This is a genomic window from Bradyrhizobium sp. ORS 86, from assembly GCF_045571475.1.
Lineage (GTDB): Bacteria > Pseudomonadota > Alphaproteobacteria > Rhizobiales > Xanthobacteraceae > Bradyrhizobium.
On the sequence record NZ_CP120699.1, the window covers coordinates 6,691,930 to 6,710,854 of the forward strand.

General features: G+C 64.0%; 17 protein-coding genes. 6 read left to right on the forward strand and 11 right to left on the reverse strand.

Annotated elements, in window-relative coordinates; genetic code table 11:
* Window positions 1–12: 12 nt before the first annotated feature.
* Entirely contained in the window at window positions 13–498 is a 486-nt protein-coding gene (locus tag P6U25_RS30835) for a hypothetical protein (RefSeq protein WP_407148512.1), read from the forward strand.
* A 271-nt stretch (window positions 499–769) separates the two neighbouring features.
* On the opposite strand, the gene P6U25_RS30840 is transcribed toward P6U25_RS30835, so the two are convergent.
* Window positions 770–1,225, reverse strand: a complete 456-nt coding sequence (locus P6U25_RS30840) for an Lrp/AsnC family transcriptional regulator (RefSeq protein WP_407148513.1) — start codon at window positions 1,223–1,225, stop codon at window positions 770–772.
* 156 nt (window positions 1,226–1,381) lie between these two features.
* On the opposite strand from P6U25_RS30840, the gene P6U25_RS30845 reads away from it, so the two are divergent.
* Window positions 1,382–5,071, forward strand: coding sequence for an indolepyruvate ferredoxin oxidoreductase family protein (locus P6U25_RS30845; protein WP_407148514.1), 3,690 nt, complete (start codon window positions 1,382–1,384; stop codon window positions 5,069–5,071).
* Here the strand turns inward: P6U25_RS30845 and mctP are convergent.
* The 3 genes from mctP to P6U25_RS30860 all read right to left on the reverse strand — a co-directional run bounded on the left by mctP (window position 5,036) and on the right by P6U25_RS30860 (window position 7,827).
* Window positions 5,036–6,532 carry a monocarboxylate uptake permease MctP gene (mctP, locus tag P6U25_RS30850; protein ID WP_407148515.1) on the reverse strand — a complete coding sequence of 499 codons (1,497 nt, stop codon included), beginning with the start codon at window positions 6,530–6,532 and terminating at the stop codon, window positions 5,036–5,038. The genes P6U25_RS30845 and mctP overlap by 36 nt on opposite strands.
* Window positions 6,533–6,542: 10 nt before the next feature.
* A complete protein-coding gene (locus P6U25_RS30855) occupies window positions 6,543–6,722 on the reverse strand; it encodes a DUF3311 domain-containing protein (protein WP_407148516.1) in 180 nt (59 codons plus the stop codon).
* 193 nt (window positions 6,723–6,915) lie between these two features.
* Window positions 6,916–7,827, reverse strand: coding sequence for a LysR family transcriptional regulator (locus P6U25_RS30860; RefSeq protein WP_407148517.1), 912 nt, complete (start codon window positions 7,825–7,827; stop codon window positions 6,916–6,918).
* Window positions 7,828–7,969: 142 nt separating this feature from the next.
* Between P6U25_RS30860 and P6U25_RS30865 the strand changes: the two genes are divergently transcribed.
* The 3 genes from P6U25_RS30865 (at window position 7,970) to P6U25_RS30875 (ending at window position 11,462) form a co-directional block, all read left to right on the forward strand.
* Window positions 7,970–9,130 carry an HlyD family secretion protein gene (locus tag P6U25_RS30865; protein WP_407148518.1) on the forward strand — a complete coding sequence of 387 codons (1,161 nt, stop codon included), beginning with the start codon at window positions 7,970–7,972 and terminating at the stop codon, window positions 9,128–9,130.
* 225 nt (window positions 9,131–9,355) lie between these two features.
* Window positions 9,356–10,975 (forward strand): MDR family MFS transporter, encoded by a 1,620-nt coding sequence (locus P6U25_RS30870; RefSeq protein ID WP_407148519.1) that lies wholly within the window; start codon window positions 9,356–9,358, stop codon window positions 10,973–10,975.
* A gap of 31 nt (window positions 10,976–11,006) precedes the next feature.
* Complete coding sequence (locus P6U25_RS30875; protein ID WP_407148520.1) at window positions 11,007–11,462, forward strand: carboxymuconolactone decarboxylase family protein; 456 nt, start codon at window positions 11,007–11,009, stop codon at window positions 11,460–11,462.
* A gap of 153 nt (window positions 11,463–11,615) precedes the next feature.
* On the opposite strand, the gene P6U25_RS30880 is transcribed toward P6U25_RS30875, so the two are convergent.
* The 7 genes from P6U25_RS30880 to P6U25_RS30910 form a co-directional block, all read right to left on the reverse strand.
* Entirely contained in the window at window positions 11,616–12,476 is an 861-nt protein-coding gene (locus P6U25_RS30880) for a D-amino-acid transaminase (RefSeq protein WP_407148521.1), read from the reverse strand.
* Between the two features lie 228 nt (window positions 12,477–12,704).
* The gene (locus P6U25_RS30885) at window positions 12,705–13,436 is read right to left on the reverse strand and encodes an amino acid ABC transporter ATP-binding protein (protein WP_407148522.1); all 732 of its coding nucleotides are present in this window, start codon (window positions 13,434–13,436) and stop codon (window positions 12,705–12,707) included.
* Between the two features lie 246 nt (window positions 13,437–13,682).
* Window positions 13,683–14,375 (reverse strand): amino acid ABC transporter permease, encoded by a 693-nt coding sequence (locus P6U25_RS30890; protein WP_407148523.1) that lies wholly within the window; start codon window positions 14,373–14,375, stop codon window positions 13,683–13,685.
* 2 nt (window positions 14,376–14,377) lie between these two features.
* The gene (locus P6U25_RS30895; protein ID WP_407152662.1) at window positions 14,378–15,109 is read right to left on the reverse strand and encodes an amino acid ABC transporter permease; all 732 of its coding nucleotides are present in this window, start codon (window positions 15,107–15,109) and stop codon (window positions 14,378–14,380) included.
* A gap of 193 nt (window positions 15,110–15,302) precedes the next feature.
* Window positions 15,303–16,214 (reverse strand): amino acid ABC transporter substrate-binding protein, encoded by a 912-nt coding sequence (locus P6U25_RS30900; RefSeq protein WP_407148524.1) that lies wholly within the window; start codon window positions 16,212–16,214, stop codon window positions 15,303–15,305.
* On the reverse strand, window positions 16,211–17,092 hold the full coding sequence (locus tag P6U25_RS30905; RefSeq protein WP_407148525.1) for an alpha/beta fold hydrolase: 882 nt from the start codon (window positions 17,090–17,092) through the stop codon (window positions 16,211–16,213). The genes P6U25_RS30900 and P6U25_RS30905 overlap by 4 nt, the downstream gene beginning before the upstream one ends.
* Window positions 17,089–17,505 (reverse strand): hypothetical protein, encoded by a 417-nt coding sequence (locus P6U25_RS30910; protein WP_407148526.1) that lies wholly within the window; start codon window positions 17,503–17,505, stop codon window positions 17,089–17,091. Before P6U25_RS30910 ends, P6U25_RS30905 begins: the two co-directional genes overlap by 4 nt.
* A gap of 371 nt (window positions 17,506–17,876) precedes the next feature.
* On the opposite strand from P6U25_RS30910, the gene P6U25_RS30915 reads away from it, so the two are divergent.
* The gene (locus P6U25_RS30915; RefSeq protein WP_407148527.1) at window positions 17,877–18,842 is read left to right on the forward strand and encodes a Bug family tripartite tricarboxylate transporter substrate binding protein; all 966 of its coding nucleotides are present in this window, start codon (window positions 17,877–17,879) and stop codon (window positions 18,840–18,842) included.
* Window positions 18,843–18,925: the final 83 nt, after the last annotated feature.

An 18,925-nucleotide genomic window follows, 5' to 3' on the forward strand; every position in this document is an offset into this window, starting at 1 on the left:
GGACAGCCGACCGTGCCACCGACCTTCAATCTTCCATTCGTCCTCAGCGTCGCCGGCGCCTTCCTGACAAGTGCGGTGGTGGCCACCACCTATGTCTGGCCCGCGATCAGTGCAATGCCGTATTACGAGGCCCTGAGACTTCTTGCCGCTTTCCATGCGTTCAGATTCCTGGGCATGAACTTCATGGTCGCCGGGTTTGTGTCGCCAAAATTGAACTCGGATTTCGCCAGCAAGATCGGATGGGGGGATCTTATCGCGGCTGTGCTCGCGCTGCTTTCGATGGCGGCACTGTCCTGGCGCTGGCCGATCGCCGTTCCGCTGGTCTGGATCTTCAACGTCTGGGGCACGCTGGATCTTCTGAACGCCTACTACATGGGCGTGAAGCTCGGAGATCCCGGGCAGTTCGGCGCCGGCATCTACATTCCTGCACTCTATGTGCCGCTGCTGCTGGTCAGCCACGTCCTTATCTTCATGATCCTGTTGAAGCCCGGGCCATGAGCGTGGGACGGCCTCGAGCGAAGCGAAGCTCACCAATTCATATCCGCGGCACGATGATGGGTGTCGCTTTGCTCCGCCCATCCTACTATCCCTTCGTCGTCCCGGCGAAAGCTGGGACCCATACGCCGCGGTGGATGTCGGCGAAGGGACTCGTCCTCTTGCATCGGGCAACAACTAGCGTTTGTGGTGATGGGCCCCGGCCCCCGTGCGCAATTGCGCACTAGGCCGGCACGAGATCGCGTGTGTCGCGACACTGCGACAGCCAATCTCATCAAAACGGCAGCGCCACGCCGGTCTTGATCTCCTTCAGGATCACGTTGGTGCGGACAGTGCGGATGCCGGGAATGCGGAACATGAATTCGTCGAGGAATTTGTTGTAGGCGTCCATGTCGCGCACGACGACACGGAGGTGATAGTCGGCATCGCCGGTGGTCGCAAAACATTCCAGCACCTCGCGGCGCTTGGTGACGCGGGCGACGAATTCGTCGACGAACTTCACGTCGTGCCGCTCCAGCGAGACGTGCAGGATCGCCGAGGTCGCAAAGCCCGCCTGCTCGCGCTGAATCAGCGCGGCGTAGCCTTCGATGACGCCGGACTCTTCAAGTGCACGGACGCGGCGCCAGCAGGCCGAGGTCGACATGCCGACGATTTCGGCAAGCTGCTGGTTGGTGGCGCGGCCATCCTTTTGCAGCTCGGCGAGGATCTTCTCGTCCTGCTCTTCAACCATGACCAAGCTCCAATCTGGTAAATCTTATCAAAATCTGACGATTATTGCAATCTTATACCGGAATCGACGTCAGATCAGAACAGATAGGTAAGACCTACCAGACCCTCAGGCGTAGCGTCTCCCTGAAATCACATCGCGATTCCCAAGGGGTCAGTCATGGGCCAGATGCCGCAGCTTGACGCCTATCAGCTCTCCGACCGCTACACCCGCCAGCAGGGCCGCGTCTTCCTCACCGGCACGCAGGCGATCGTTCGCATCGCGCTCGACCAGGCACGGCGCGATCGCGACGCCGGCTTGAATACAGCAGGCTTCATTTCCGGCTATCGCGGCTCGCCGCTCGGCGGCATCGATCTCGAGCTCTGGAAGATCACACAGCAGTTGAAGGACAACCGCATCGAATTCCTGCCCGCGGTCAACGAGGATCTCGCCGCGACCGCCGTGCTCGGCTCGCAGCAGGTGGAGACGCAGGCAGACCGCGAGGTCGATGGCGTGTTCGGGCTCTGGTACGGCAAAGGGCCCGGCGTCGATCGTTCAGGAGATGCGCTGAAGCACGGCAATGCCTACGGCTCGTCGCCACATGGCGGCGTGCTCGTCGTCGCCGGCGACGACCATGGCTGCGTGTCGTCGTCGATGCCGCACCAGTCCGACGTCGCCTTCATGAGCTGGTTCATGCCGACACTGCATCCAGCCGATGTCGGCGAGTATCTCGCCTTCGGCGAATACGGCTACGCGCTCAGCCGCTTCTCCGGGATGTGGGTCGGCTTCAAGGCGATCTCTGAGATCGTGGAGTCCGGCGCTTCCGTCGAGCTGCGGCCGCCGCGCGTCTTTACGCCGCCGAAGTTCGTGTCGCCGCCGGGCGGCCTGCACTATCGCTGGCCGGATCTGCCGGGGCCGCAGATCGAGGAGCGACTGGAGGCAAAGAAGCACGCGGTCTATGCCTTCGCCAAGGCCAATCCGATCGACCGCCACATCTACGACATCAAGGGCGCGACCTACGGCATCGTCACCACAGGCAAGGCGCATCTCGACCTGATGGAGGCGCTGCGGCTGGTCGGCCTCGATGAAGCCAGTTGCCGCCGCATCGGCATCGACATCTACAAGGTCGGCATGGTGTGGCCGCTGGCGCTGCACGACGCGATGGAGTTCGTGAAGGGCAAGCGCGAGATCCTCGTGGTCGAGGAGAAGCGCGGCATCATCGAAAGCCAGTTCAAGGAATATTTCTACGATTATCCCGGCGCCAAGCCGGAGCGGATGGTCGGCAAACACGACGAAACCGGGGCCCGACTGATCTCCTGGACCGGCGAATTGTCGCCGCGCATGCTGGCCGGCGTGCTGGCACGGCGGCTCGATCCGAAGTTTCCGGAGTTGCAGCTCGCCCGCCGCCTTGCCGCGCTGACGCCCGAGCAGGATCGCCTCATCACTGTATCAGGCGCGACACGCACGCCGTATTTCTGCTCGGGCTGCCCGCACAACACCTCGACAAAGGTGCCGGAAGGCTCCAAGGCGCTGGCCGGGATCGGCTGCCACTTCATGGCGAGCTGGATGGACCGCGAGACTTCCTCGCTGATTCAGATGGGCGGCGAAGGCGTCAACTGGGCGGCGGCGTCGAAATTCACCGGTAACCGGCATGTTTTCCAGAATCTCGGCGAAGGCACCTACTATCACTCCGGCTCGATGGCGATCCGGCAGGCGATCGCGGCGAAAGCCAACATCACCTACAAGATCCTGTTCAACGATGCGGTGGCGATGACCGGCGGCCAGCCGGTCGACGGCCCGGTCAGCGTGCAGGCCATCGCCCACAGTGTCCGCGCCGAGGGCGTATCGCGGATCGCGCTGGTGTCCGACGAGCCCGCGCATGTCTCACCGGCCGATCTGCCCGCCGGCGTCACCATCCATTCCCGCGATGAGCTGGACGCCGTGCAACGCGAGCTGCGCGCAATTCCCGGCGTCACCGTGCTGATCTACCAGCAGGCCTGCGCCACCGAGAAGCGTCGGCGACGCAAGCGCGGCCAGATCGCCGATCCCCAGCGCTTTGCCTACATCAACGACCTCGTTTGCGAAGGCTGCGGCGACTGCTCGGTGGAATCGAACTGTCTCAGCGTCGAGCCGAAAGAGACGCCGTTCGGCCGCAAGCGCAAGATCAATCTCTCGAGCTGCAACAAGGATTTCTCCTGCCTCAACGGCTTCTGCCCGAGCTTCGTCACCATCGAGGGCGGCAAGCGGCGGACGCGGAGCGCAAGCACGATCGATCCGCTGCCGCGCGCGGCCGCGCTGCCCGCGCCGGAGCTTGTGGCTCTGGAGCGGCCCTACGACCTCCTTGTCACCGGCGTCGGCGGCACCGGCGTCATCACGGTCGGTGCCCTCGTCGCAATAGCCGCGCATCTCGAAGGACGCGGCGTCTCGGTGCTCGACTTCACCGGATTCGCGCAGAAGTTCGGCCCCGTGTTGAGTTATCTCAGGCTCGCGGCGACGCCGGACGCGCTGCATCAGGTCCGCATCGACCAGGGCGCGGCGGATGCGTTGATTGGCTGCGATCTCGTGGTGAGCTCGTCGGCCAAGGCCTCCGGCACCTATCGCAAGGGCATGCGCGCCGCCGTCAACATTGCGGAGATGCCGACCGGCGATGTAGTCCGTTTTCGTGATGCCGACCTCGCCTCGCCGGCGCGGCTGCGCGCCATCGGGCGGGCGATCGGCTCCGGCAATCTCTCCACGCTCGACGCGAATGCGCTGGCCGAGCGGCTGCTCGGGGACAGCGTCTATGCCAACATCATGATGCTGGGCTTTGCCTGGCAGCAGGGGCTGGTGCCGGTGTCGCTGGCGGCGCTGACGCGTGCGATCGAGCTCAACGGCGTCACCGTGGAGCGCAACAAGATGGCGTTGGCCTGGGGCCGCATCGCCTTCGCCGATCCGGAGTTTCTGCCGAAGGCTGAGAACACCACGGGCGACGCGCCCGAGACGCTCGACCAAGTCATCGCACGGCGTGCCGATTTTCTCGTGAGCTATCAGGACGAGGCCTACGCCGCACGCTACCGCGCGACCGTCGACCGCGTCCGCCGCGCCGAGGCGGCGCTGGGCGTCTCACAGAGTTTTGAGGCAATCGCCAACCACGACGGCACTACGCACCTTCTCCCGCTTGCGGGGGAGGGCTGGGGTGGGGGTATCTCCACGAGTCCCGTCGTGGAGAAAGCCCCCACCCGCATCGCATCTCTCGATGCGATGCGACCTCCCCCGCAAGCGGAAGAGGTGCAGCAAGCCCGTGGCGAGGCTGAGTCAATCAAGCAGGACCTCCCTCTCACCGAGGCCGTCGCCCGCGCTCTCTTCAAACTGATGGCCTACAAGGATGAGTATGAGGTGGCGCGGCTGCATATGCAGACGGGCTTCCTCGATGAGATCGGCCGCGAATTCGATGGCGACTTCACGGTGCGATATCATCTCGCGCCGCCCTTGCTGCCGGCGCGGCGCGATGCGCGGGGCCGGCCGCGCAAGCGCGCGTTCGGCCAATGGATCCAGACGCCGCTGCGATTGCTGGCAAAGCTCAAGGGACTGCGCGGCACAGCGTTCGACGTGTTCGGCTACACCGCGGAGCGCCGCGCCGAGCGTGCGCTGATCACCTGGTACGAGACGCTGATCGACACCATGCTCGGCAAGCTCGACGTGATGCACTTGCCCGAACTCGTCGCGCTGGCAAAGGCGCCGCTCGAGATCAGAGGCTATGGCCCGGTGAAGGACGCTGCCATCGCCAGGACCAAGGCGGAGGTCGCGCGGCTGACCGCGCGGCTCGCCTCAGACCGGGCGCATCATGACGGCGGTTCAGGACTCGACCAGCGCGCCGCGGTTGGCGGGTGACAGCCAGCCGATCACGATGGTTGCGAGCACTGCCACGACGACGTTGAGCAGCAACGCGCCGAGGCCGACATAGAAGGAGTAGCTGGCATCCCCGAGCGAGATGCTGGCGAGCGGCTTCAGTCCGTTGTGCCATGCCGTCCACGTGCCCCAGCCGATGCCGACTGCCCAGCCGAGCAGCAGCGCCACGCCGCGGAACCAGGTGGTGAACAGGCCGAACACCAGAGCCGGCAGTGTCTGCACGATCCAGAGGCCGCCGAGCAGTTGCAGGTCGAGCGCGTATTGCGTCGGCAGGAACAGGATGAAGGCGAGCGCGCCGATCTTCACCACCAGCGAGGTGATCTTGGCGACCGCTGCCTCGCCGGCGTCGGAAATGCGCGGATTGATGTAGGACTTCCAGACATTGCGGGTGAACAGGTTGGCGGCGCCGATGCTCATCACCGCCGCCGGCACCAGCGCGCCGATCGCGATCGCGGAGAAGGCGAAGCCGGCGAACCATTCCGGAAACAGCACCTTGAACAACATCGGCACCACGTCGTTCGGCGACGCCACCTTGATGTTGGCGGCGTAGGCCATGTAGCCGAGCAGCGCGATCAGGCCGAGCAGCAGCGTGTAGGCCGGCAGCAGAATCGCGTTCTTGCGGATGGTGTTGGCCGACTTCGAGGCGAACACGCCGGTCAGCGTGTGCGGATACATGAAGGCGGCGAGCGCCGATCCCAGTGCCAGCGTCGCATACGGCAGATACTGCCCCGGCTTCAGCGTCAGCCCGGTGGTGCCGCCCTTCGCCGCGAAGGCGTCGTTGGCGGCCGAGAACACCGCGCCATAGCCGCCGAGCTTCGCCGGCACCACGATCACGGCCGTCAGCACCACGATGTAGATCATGATGTCCTTGACGAAGGCGATCAGCGCGGGCGCGCGCAGGCCAGAGCTATAGGTGTAGAGCGCGAGGATCACGAAAGCGGCAATGATCGGCAGCTCGCCGGAGAGCCCCATCGCCTTGATCACGACCTCCATGCCGATCAGTTGCAGCGCGATATAGGGCATGGTCGCGACCATTCCGGTCAGCGCCACCGCGAGCTCGAGGCCGCGCGAGCCATAGGCGGCATGGACGACATCGGCGGCCGTGACGTGGCCGCCGGCATGCGCCTTCTTCCACAATACCGGCATCACGGCGAAGACGAAGGGATACACGATGATGGTGTAGGGCAGCGCGAAGAAGCCGTAGGCCCCGACCGCGTAGACCAGCGCGGGCACCGCGATGACGGTGTAGGCGGTGTAGAAATCGCCGCCGACCAGGAACCAGGTGATCCAGGTGCCGAACTGGCGGCCGCCAAGCCCCCACTCGTCGAGATGCGCACTGACCGGGCCCGATTTCCAGCGCGCGGCGACAAATCCCATCACGGTGACGAGCACGAAGAAGAAGATGAAGATGGCCAGGGCCACCCACGCGATCTGATCGGTCATCGCGATCCCCTCACCGCGTCTCGTCAGGCGTGCGGCTGCGATAGACCAGCCAGATCAGCAGCGAGGTGATCGGGACCCAGGCGAACTGATACCAATAGAAGAAGGGGAAGCCGAACAGCGACGGTTCGGTGAAATTGTAGAACGGCACCCAAAGCAGGCCCGCGAACGGCAGCAGCAACAAGATCCACATCACTCAACTCTTACAACCAAGGCGCAAGTCACGTTCGACGGTTCCGTCGATATCCTGGAGTCAACGGTTCAGGAATTCGTTTGTTGCCGTCTAGAATCAGCGTTCCAGTGAGGCGATGCAAAAAGATGTGATCGTCATCTCGCGCATGGCAGCTACTCGGCCATGACGCCACGCGCACCATCGTGAATCGGCGTCACGAATATGGATTGATCAGCTTCTGCTGCTCGGTGGCGTGGTGCACGAGGAGATCGATGAAGGTCCGCACCTTCGCCGACAGATGATGGCGATGCGGATAGACCGCGTTCATCGTGAACTCGACCGGCCGGTATTCCGGCAGCAGACGAACGAGCTGTCCCGATTCGAGCTCGTCGCGAACCAGGAAGCCCGCGGCGAGGAAGACCCCGACGCCGGCCAGCGCGGCGAGCTTCAGCGTCTCGCCGCTGTTGGCGACGAGATTGCCGGAGACCCGCACCGATGCCGGCGTGCCCTTGCGGTCGACGAAGTGCCAGTCGTCGCCATAGGGATAATTGGCGTGGCGGATGCAGTTGCGCGCCGCCAGATCAGCGAGTTGCTCGGGCTTGCCGTGCTGCTCGATATAGCCGTGCGAGCAGCACAGCACGTGGCGCCAGGTGGCGATGCTGCGCACGATCAGGCTGGAATCGGGCGGCGGGATCATGCGCACCGCGAGATCGTAGTTCTCGTCGATCAGGTCGACGTTGCGCTCGCCGATCGCGAGGTCGACCTTGACCTCGGGGTAAGTCGCGAGGAATTCGGCGACTGCGGGCGACAGGAACTGCACGATGTGGGTGTTGGTGTAGATGCGCAGCGTGCCGCGCGGCACCGATTGCAGCGCGCCCGCGATGTCGTCGGCCTGCTCGATGTCGGCGAGAATCTGGACACAGCGGTCGTAGTAGGCTTGGCCCACCTCGGTCAGGCTGACCTTGCGCGTGGTGCGGTTGAGCAGCCGCGCGCCGAGCCGGTCCTCCAGCGACTGGATGTGATTGCTCACCATGGTCGTGGACATGTTGAGCTTGCGGCCGGCCGCGGAAAAGCCGCCAGAATCCACGACCCGGACAAAGGCGGTCAGACTGGTCAGGCGGTCCATCTGGCAAGGCCCGGATTGTTCGCGCTGGCTTGATAATGCTTCCAGTTTTATCGGGATTATCACAGCGGGGAGAACATTGCATCTAAGGGCCTGATCCCGGCGCCCTCGGCCTGAGGACGCCGGGATCGATCCGGAGGATGCCATGTCGACCGCGACCTATGTAACTGAAGAAACAACAAAAACCAGCCTCCGCCCATCGCGGCGGGCGATCAAGCGCGCAGCGCTCGCGCTGGCGGCGGCGCTCGGCGTCGCCGTCGCCGTCGATTTTGGCTACGACTACATCACGACCGGCCGCTACCTCGAATCGACCGACGACGCCTATGTGAAAGCGGACTCCACGATCATCGCGCCGAAAGTGTCGGGCTACATCGCGCAGGTGCTGGTCACCGACAACCAGCCGGTGAAGGCCGGGCAGTTGCTGGCCCGGATCGACGACCGCGATTACCGCGCCGCGCTCAACCAGGCCAAGGCCGACGTTGCTGCGGCCGAAGCGTCGGTGCGCAACATCGATGCGCAACTTGCCTTGCAGCAACCGGTGATCGAGCAGGGCAAGGCCGACGTCACCGCCGCCGAAGCCAATCTGAAATTCGCCCAGGAAGAGCGCGCCCGCTACGACGACCTGATGAAGACGGGCTCCGGCACGGTGCAGCGCGCGCAACAGACCGACGCGGCGCTACGCTCCAGCACCGCGCAGTTGCAGGGCGCGAAGTCCGCCCTCGCGGCTGCCGAGCGCAAGGTCGACGTGTTGTCCACGCAGCGCGCCCAGGCCACGGCACAGGTCGACCATGCCCGCGCGGTCGAGCAGCAGGCCGAATTGAACCTGTCATACACTGAGATCACGGCACCGGTCGACGGCACGGTCGGCGCCCGCACGCTGCGCGTCGGTCAGTATGTGCAGGCCGGCACGCAGCTCATGGCGGTGGTGCCGCTCGATGCGGTCTACGTGGTCGCCAATTTCAAGGAGACCCAGCTCACCCATGTGCGCAACGGCCAACCGGTCGAACTCACCATCGACAGCTTCCGCAACACGACGCTGAAGGGCCATGTCGACAGCCTGTCGCCGGCGAGTGGATTGGAATTCGCACTACTGCCGCCCGACAACGCCACCGGCAACTTCACCAAGATCGTGCAGCGTGTGCCGGTCAAGATCGTGCTCGACGACAACAAGCTCGCCGGCCTGCTGCGCCCCGGCATGTCGGCGATCCCGACCGTCGACACCAAGGCGACGGTGCTCGCCGAACGCGAAGCCCGCAAACATCTTGCCGCGGACGCTGCGACGGGCCGTGGCAACGGTGGCGGCTAAGGCCGAAGCTGAGTCACCTTCCCTTCGCGCCACGAACACCGATGGTCGGGCTCTCTTCCCCGTTGCGGGGGAGGGAGTCTGCAAGGTGTGCTCACCTTACGCGAGACGACGAGCGCCTCGACCGTCGAATTATCAATCTCAACCGGACAATGCTTCCAGCATTTCCTCGATTATCGAAACAAGCGGCTTAATGCATGCTTCACCCGCAAGCAAGGGACGACCCCGATGACCGCGCTCCAGCCCACACTCAATGCAGCCAATGCCGCCGATCTCAATGGCCCGCAGGCAGCACCCACGGCTCACGCGGTCCCGGCCAGGACGTGGATCGCGGTGGTCGGCGCCAACCTCGGCGCATTCATGGCGGTGCTCAACATCCAGATCGTCAACGCCTCGCTAGCCGATGTGCAAGGCGCGATCGGCGCCGGCATCGATGACGGCGGCTGGATCTCGACCTCCTATTTGATCGCCGAGATCATCGTGATCCCGCTCAGCGGCTGGCTCGCGCAGGTGTTCTCGGTGCGCAGATATCTGCTCGTCAATGCATTGCTGTTCCTGGTGTTCTCGGCGGCGTGCGCGCTGGCGCAGGATCTGCCGCAGATGATCGCGCTGCGCGCCGTGCAGGGCTTCACCGGCGGCGTGCTGATCCCGATGGCGTTTACGCTGATCATCACGCTGCTGCCGAAGGCGAAGCAGCCGATCGGGCTCGCGCTGTTCGCGCTGTCGGCGACGTTTGCGCCGGCGATCGGCCCGACCATCGGCGGTTACCTGACCGAGAACTGGGGCTGGCAGTACATCTTCTATGTCAACCTGGTGCCGGGCGCGATCATGATCGGCATGCTGTATGTCTCGCTCGACGCGAGCCCGATGAAGCTGTCGCTGCTCCGTCAAGGCGACTGGCCCGGCATCATCACCATGGCGATCGGCCTTGCCGCGTTGCAGACCGTGCTCGAGGAAGGCAACAAGGACGACTGGTTTGGCTCGCCCTTCATCGTCCGCCTGTCGGTGATCGCAGCCATCGCGCTGACCGCCTTCCTGGTGATCGAGCTCACCGTCGAGAAGCCGCTGCTCAATCTGCGCCTGCTCATCCGCCGCAATTTCGGCTTCGGCATGCTCGCGAATTTCCTGCTCGGCATCGCGCTGTACGGCTCGGTCTTCATCCTGCCGCAGTATCTGTCGCGCATCCAGGGCTACAACGCCGAGCAGATCGGCATGGTGCTGGCGTGGACCGGGTTGCCGCAGCTCCTGCTGATCCCGCTGGTGCCGCGGCTGATGCAGCGCTTCGACCCCCGCATCCTGATCACGATCGGCTTCGCGCTGTTCGCGGGCTCCAACTTCATGAACATTTATATGACGAACGACTACGCCACCGACCAGCTATTCTGGCCCAACATCGTTCGCGCGGTCGGCCAGGCGCTGGTGATGGCTCCGTTATCGGCGGTGGCGACCGCAGGGATCGAGCCGGAGAACGCCGGCTCCGCCTCGGGCCTGTTCAACATGATGCGCAATCTCGGCGGCGCCGTCGGCATCGCGGTGTTGCAGACCGTGCTGACCAAGCGCGAACAGTTTCACTCCAACGTGCTGACCGAGTCGGTCTCGCTGTTCGAGCAGGCCACCCGCACGCGGATCGGGCAGCTCACGCAGTACTTCATGAGCCACGGCATCGCCAATCAGGCGGATGCCACCAGCCGCGCGATCGTAGCGATCGGCAAGATCGTGCAGAAGCAGTCCTTCATCCTCGCCTTCAGCGACACCTTCTATCTGCTCGGCGCCGCCCTGATCGTCGCACTGATCGCGGCACTGTTCCTGAAGAAACCCGGACACCTTGCCGGCGGCGGAGCCCACTAGACATCAACCCCAACCGAAATGGAGGACGACCATGAAGCCCCGCATGAACTTCTACCAGGCCGCACCGGAGACCATCAAAGCGCTGGTCGCGGTAGAGAACCAGATCAGTGCAAGCGGTCTCGAGCAATCGCTGATCGAGCTGGTCAAGACCCGCGCGTCCCAGATCAACGGCTGCGCTTACTGCATCAACATGCACACCGAGGACGCGCGCAAGCATGGCGAGACCGAGCAGCGGCTCTATCTGCTCAACGCCTGGCGCGAGTCGCCGCTCTACAGCGAGCGCGAGCGCGCGGCGCTGGCCTGGACCGAAGCACTGACTTTGATCGCGGAAACGCACGCCCCCGACGCCGACTACGAGGCGGTGCGCGCCCAGTTCTCCGACACCGAGCTGGTCAACCTGACCACGCTGATCGGCGCGATCAACGCCTGGAACCGGATCGCGATCGGCTTCCGTGCCGTGCATCCGGTCAAGGCGAAGGCGGCGTGACAGCGATATTGTCCGCCGTATATTCCGCTGTCATGCCCCGCTTCATGCGGGGCATCCAGTACGCCGCGGCCTGTCGATTCAATAACCGGCGTCTCTGGAATACCGGATCGCCCGGTCAAGCCGGGCGATGACATCGCGAGAATGCGAGGCAGATCAAACCGCCGTCGCCTTGGCGAACTCGACGTAAATCTCGCGCAGGCGGTCGGTCATCGGGCCGACCTTGCCGCCGCCGACCTTCTTGCCGTCGATCGCGACCACGCCCTGCACGAACACCGACGCGCTGGTGATGAAGGCCTCCTTGGCGGCAAGTGCCTCCTCAATCGTGAAGGCGCGCTCCTCGATGCGGAGCTGGCGCTCCTCGGCGAGCTTGACCACCGCCTTGCGCGTGCAACCCGGCAGAATCTCGTTGCCGTTCTGCCGCGTCACGATGACGTCGTCCTTGGTGACGATGAAGGCCGACGACGAACCGCCCTCGGTGACCTTGCCGTCCTCGATCATCCAGGCCTCGCCGGCGCCGGCTTCGGCCGCGGCCTGCTTGGCCAGCACCTGCGCCAGCAGCGCCACGCTCTTGATGTCGCGCCGCGTCCAGCGGATGTCGGGCACCGTGATGACGTTGATGCCGGTCTTCGCCGACGGCGCGTTGATGATGTCCTTCTCGGACGTGAACATGATCAGGGTCGGCTTGACGTCCGCCTTCGGGAAGGCGAAGTCGCGGCCCTTGTCGGCGCCGCGGGTGACCTCGAGATAGACCATGCCGTTGACGAGGTCGTTGCGCTTCACCAGTTCCTTCTGGATTTCCTCGATCCGCGCCAGGCTCTCCGGCAGCGCGAGCTTGATCTCGCCGACCGAACGCTCCAGCCGCGCCAGGTGCGAGGCATTGTCGATCAGCTTGCCCTCGAGCACCGCGGCCACTTCGTAGATGCCGTCGGCGAACAGGAATCCGCGGTCGAACACCGAGACCTTGGCCTCGGAATGCGGCACGAACGAGCCGTTGACGTAAGCGATCTTTTCCACGCGAGTTCTCCTGCGGACGAAGGGCGGTTTTCAGGCCTTCGTATACGCAAATTGTTAACGCGGATAAACCCCGTAGCCGATCATTCGTCATTGCGAGGAGCGACAGCGACGAAGCAATCCATCCCTCCACGCCCGTGGACAGATGGATTGCTTCGCGAGCCTGTCATCGGGCGCGCATTCGCGCGACCCGTTGGCTCGCAATGACGACAGGCGGGCCTCGCCTCAACCCTAGTGCGACAAGATCTTCGACAGGAATTTCTGCGCCCGGTCGCTGCGCGGCTTGCCGAAGAAGTCGGTCTTCTTGGCATCTTCCACGATCTCACCGCGGTCCATGAAGATCACGCGGTCGGCCACCTTGTTGGCAAAGCCCATCTCGTGGGTGACCACCATCATGGTCATGCCGTCGCGGGCGAGGTCGACCATCACGTCGAGCACCTCGCTGATCATCTCGGGATCGAGCGCCGAGGTCGGCTCGTCGAACAGCATGGCGATCGGGTCCATCGCGAGCGCGCGGGCGATCGCGACGCGCTGCTGCTGGCCACCTGAAAGCTGAGCCGGATACTTGGCCGCATGCTCCGTCAGCCCGACGCGGTCCAGCAGCTTCTTGCCCTTGACGACCGCGTCGTCATGCTTGCGACCCAACACCTTCTCCTGCGCAAGGCAGAGATTGTCGATGATCCGCAGATGCGGGAACAGCTCGAAATGCTGGAACACCATGCCGACCCGCGAGCGTAATTTGGGCAGATCAGTCTTGGGGTCGTTGACCTTGACGCCGTCGAGGATGATCTCGCCGCCCTGGATCGGCTCAAGCGCGTTGACGCATTTGATCAGGGTCGACTTGCCCGAACCGGACGGGCCGCAGACCACGACCACCTCGCCCTTGGCGACGCTGGTGGTGCAATCCTTCAGCGCCTGGAAGCTCGGCCCGTACCATTTGTTGACGTGCTTGATCTCGATCATGACAGCTCAGCGGTTGCAGCGAATGCGGTGCGGCACCTCTCCCGTAGGGAGAGGCGTAGGCCGCCTTCGGCGGCCGTGGTGTGAAAGGATGCCGAAGCGAAGCTTCGACTTTGGCGCAGCGCCGGGTGAGGGGTAAAGGTCTATCGATGGAGCGAAACCCTTCACCCGGATCGCTGACGCGATCCGACCTCTCCCTGAGGGAGAGGTGAAGAGCACCGCTGTCGGAATATTGGCTGGCATCTTCTACTACCGCACGATAGCGATCCGCGCCTGCAGGCGGCGGACGGCGATGGACGCGACAGAGGAAATGACGAAGTAGACCACCGCCGCAAACAGATACATCTCGACCAGGCGACCGTCGCGCTGCGCGACCTTGCTGGCGGCGCCGAGGAAATCCGTGATCGACAGCACGTAGACCAGCGAGGTGTCCTGGAACAGAACGATCGTCTGTGTCAGCAGCACCGGCAGCATATTGCGGAACGCCTGCGGTAGCACGACGTAGCGCATGGTCTGGCCGTAGGTCAGGCCGAGCGCGCTGGCCGCGGCCGGCTGCCCCTTCGAGATCGACTGGATGCCGGCGCGCATGATCTCGGAGAAATACGCCGCCTCGAACATGACGAAGGTGATCAGCGAAGAGGCGAACGCGCCGACCGAGATCGGCCGCGACGCGCCGGTCAGCCACTGCCCGATATAGGGCACCAGAAAGTAGAACCAGAAGATGACGAGCACCAGCGGCAGCGAGCGCATGAAATCGACATAGATGCCGGCAATGCGCGCGAGCAGCCGGTAGCCGGACAGCCGCATCAGGGCGATCAGCGTGCCGAACACCAGGCCACCGAGGGCGGAGAGCGCGGTGAGCGTCAGCGTGAACCGCATGCCCTCGAAGAACAGATAGGGCAGCGCGCGGCGGATGACATCGAAATCGAAACTGCCGATCATCGTCATTTCCCCGCGATATAGCCAGGGATCGCCACGCGGCGCTCGAGGAAGCGCATCGCGGTCACCACGACGAAATTGAGCAGCAGGTAGAGCACGGTCGCCGCGGTGAACGCCTCGAACACCTGGAAGGAGAACTCCTGCATCGAGCGCGCCTCGCCCGTCAGCTCCAAGAGGCCGATGGTGATAGCCACCGCGCTGTTCTTGATGGTGTTGAGGAATTCGGAGGTCAGCGGCGGCAGCACGATGCGGAACGCCATCGGCAGCAGAACGTAGCGATAGGTCTGCACCGTGGTCAGTCCGAGCGCGGTCGCGGCCTGACTCTGTCCGCGCGGCAACGAGGCGATGCCGGCCTGCAACTGCACGGCGACGCGCGCCGACATGAACAGGCCGACGCCGATCGCGGCGGTCCAGAACGGCGCGTTGGGCAGTTGCTTCAGCCACAGCCCGGCTGACCTCGGCAGCAGCTCCGGCAGCACGAAGAACCACAGGAAGAGCTGCACGAGCAGCGGCATGTTGCGAAAGAATTCGACATAGGCGAAGCCGATCCACGACGCCGTCTTCGACGGCAGCGTACGCATCACGCCGATCACGGAGCCGGTGATCAGCGCGATGATCCAGGCGAGCAGCGACACCTCGACGGTGACCACCAATCCCGCCAGCAACAGGTCGAGATAGGTGCCGGTCCCCATCGGGTTCGGCTCAAGGAAGATATGCCAGTTCCAATTGTAGTTCACGGGTCCCCGCGCAATCGCGCCGATCACGCATTACGTCAACTTCGAGCATGACGTCTATGCAAATGTCCGGCCATTCTCCTCCAAAAATGGCCGGACTTGCGCATCTCTTTCTCGTTGCCTCGCCCCGCTTGCCGGGAGAGGCAACGAAAGCAGATCTTGTGCCCCGAGGCTTACGCGACTCCTCTTCGTCAGCTTACTTGTACGAGGCTGGATCCGGCGAGTCGGACGGCTTGGCGAATTCGTGCGCCAGCTCCGGCCCCATCGGCACGTTGAGGTTCAGGCCCTTCGGCGGAATCTTCTGGGTGAACCACTTATCGTAGATCTTCTTGCCCTCGCCGCTGGTGTAGAGCGCCGCGGTCGCGGCGTCGACGACCTTCTTGAAGGGCACGTCGTCCTTACGCAACATGATGCCGTAGGGCTCCGGCTTCGAGAACGCATCCTTGGAGATGACATAGTCGTCCGGGGACTTCGAGCCGGCGACCAGGCTCGCCAGCAGGATGTCGTCCATCACGAACGCCGACGCGCGGTCGGTCTCCACCATCAGGAACGCTTCGGCGTGGTCCTTGGCCGGGATGATATTGGCACCGAGCTTGCGCTCGACATTGGCTTCGGTGAGCTGCTTGATGTTGGTGGTACCGGCGGTCGAGACCACCGTCTTGCCCTTCAGATCGTCAATCGAATTGATCTTGCTTGCCTTCTTGGTGACGTAGCGGCTCGCGGTCAGGAAGTGGGTGTTGGTGAACCAGACCTGCTTCTGGCGCTCGGCATTGTTGGTGGTCGAGCCGCATTCGAGATCGACGGTGCCGTTGGCCATCAGCGGGATGCGCGTGGCCGAAGTCACCGGGGTGAGCTTGACCTCGAGCTTGTCGAGCTTCAGCTCTTTCTTCACGGCATCGACGATCTTGTAGCAGATGTCCATGGCGTAGCCGATCGGCTTCTGGTTGTCGTCGAGATAGGAGAAGGGAATCGAGGAATCGCGGTAGCCGAGCGTGATAGCGCCGGTCTCCTTGATGTTCTTCAGCGTACCGGTCAGTTCCTCGGCCTGCGCCTGGCCCGCGCAAAGCGCGGCGGCGAGCGCGAAGCCGAACAGATAATTGCGTGTCATACGTTTACTCCTTGCATGGAAACGGTCGATGAATGCGCGAGGATCTCGGCGAGGACGGGTGCGATATAGCGGCGAAACTGGTCGGGATTCTCGCTCATCGGGAAATGACCGAGCTTCTCCATGATCGTGACGTTGGCGCCCCCTATTGCCGCTGCCGTCCGCCTGGTGTCCTCAGGCGTGCAGGAGAAATCATACTCGCCCGTGAGCAGATAGAGCTTGCATACTTTAGTATCGATTGACCCGACCCGGCCCCGCAGGTCGCCGTCCACCCGATAGAAGTACAGGTCGCCCTTGAACACGCCGGGACCGCCCTGCTTGTAGGCCCACAGCGTCTCCATTCGCGCTGCATCAGGACTCTGCGGGGCGATCAGGCCCGACACCAGTGCGGCGCAAACTTCGCCGCCATGGACGTCGGGACGGTTCAGCCAGCTCGTGTCGTACCACGGCGCCTGGAAGTCGGCGGCCTCCAATCCGATCAGCGCCCGGAACTCGGCTGCATGTTCGATCGCAAGGTTGAGCACGATGCGGCCGCCGATCGAGCAGCCCATCACCACCGGCTTTTCCAGCTTGAGCGCGCGGCAGAAGGCGCGGATGGTCTCGGTGTAGCGAGCGGTGGTGAGCTGGTATTCATCGCCGGTCCAGCTTGTCGGCGGATTCGACTTGCCATGCCAGGGCATATCGAAGGCAATGATGCGGAAATTTTCGGCAAACTCGGCGTCAGCAAGCAGATGCCGCCACTGCCGCGCGTCGGAGCCTGCCGTGTGCAGGCAAACGAGCGGAATGCCCGAGCCGTTTTCCTCGAAATAGATGCGGTGCAGCTCGCCGCCGATCTCGACGTGAACGTAGCGGCCGACCATCGGCTCGAGATCGCCGTTCATGATGCGGCCGCCTCGGCCTTGGCCCGCGGTAGCGCGAGCAGGTCCTTGAAATACTGCAGATGCGTCATGAAGGGATGCAGGTCGCCTTCCAGCACCGCCTCGCCGCGCTTGGTCAGCGCCAGCAGGTCGTGCCAGCCGGGCTTCGGCTCGGCCTGCCAATAGGCCATCCAAGCGGGAGCCGTCGCGCGATAGGAGAAGCGCCAGGCGCGCATCAGGACGGGAGCCGGGGTGAGCTCGACGATGCGCCCGCCACGGATCGCAGCGTAGAAAGGATGATCCATCGGGCCAAGGCGGCAGTCGCAATCGAGCAGCCGGCCGCGGGCGATCAGCGCCGGAGCCCGATCGAGCAGCGCTGGCAGGCCGGCAAATGCACGGATCACCGCGTCGTCGGTGGCATCAGGCGATGGCGTCATCTGTCAAGCAGGGTTCCGGCGGCGAGCGGGCGCGCATGATGACCGGAAGGGGCCGACGTCGCAAGCCGCCGAACCCCTTGGGTTCCCATCATTATCCACTTGACCAAACGCGGCGCACGCGCATCGGCGCGGACAAGTCAAGCGTGCGGGGCTGCCGCCAAACGTCGCCGGTCTCGGCAGATCAGCGGTGAGCGAATTCCGCCTCTCGGCAGGTTGCGGCAGACCAATTGTCGCATGCGGGGCATTGGCACTTCCGTTGCGTGCTCCGTTCTGTCCAATGCGGTTTCACGTCCCTGTCATGACGAGGACGATCGAAGTCAACGCTAAGACCCGGCCGCGAAATGCAACGCGGCCGCAAGGGAGAAATCGAGATGTCCCACCGCAATCGCTTGATGGTCCTGCTCGCCGCCGCCGGCATGCTCGTGTCGGCCGCAGTGCACGCCCAGGATTATCCGACCAAGCCGATCACGCTGATCGTGCCATGGCCGGCGGGCGGCTCGACCGACATCTCGATGCGCGCGATCGCCGAGAGCGCCTCGAAGGTGCTGGGCCAGCCGATCGCGGTCGACAACAAGGCGGGCGGCGGCGGCACCGTGGGTCCGGCCACGATGGCCGCGACCGCCAAGCCCGACGGCTACACCATCGCGCAGATCCCGATCACCGTGTTCCGGCTGCCCCTGATGCAGGAAGTGTCCTGGGATCCGGCGAAGGACTTCTCCTACATCATCCATCTCACCGGCTACACCTTCGGCGTCACCACCAATGCGGAGTCGCAGTTCAAGACCTGGCAGGACGTGGTCGATTTCGCCAAGAAAAATCCCGGCAAGGTGACCTATGCGACGCCGGGGACGGGGACGTCGCTGCATGTCGGCATGGAGCAGATCGCGGCCAAGGCCGGCATCAAGCTGACGCAGGTGCCGTTCAAGGGCGGCGCCGAGACCAACGCGGCAGTGCTCGGCCAGCACACCATGCTGCAGGCCGATTCCACCGGCTGGCGGCCGCTGGTCGATGCCGGCAAGCTCAGGCTGTTGATGGTGTGGACCGGCGCGCGCTCGCCGAACTATCCCGCCGTGCCCACGCTGAACGAGCTCGGCTACTCGATGGTCTACGATTCGCCGTTCGGTATCGCCGGACCGAAGGGCATGGATCCCAAGATCGTGGCCAAGCTGCACGACGCCTTCAAGAAGGCGATCGAGGATCCCGCCGTGATCGCAACGCTCGCCAGATACGACATGGTGCCGAACTACAAGAACACCGAGGACTACAAGAAGTTCGTGGTCGAGGTCACCGAGTCCGAGCGCAAGGTGATCGACACGCTCGGGCTGGGGAAGAAGTAGAGAAACGGATTCAAGGCCACCTCGCGCGCTGACGTCATCCTGAGGTGCGAGCCGCACTTGCGGCTCGCCTCGAAGGATAGCTC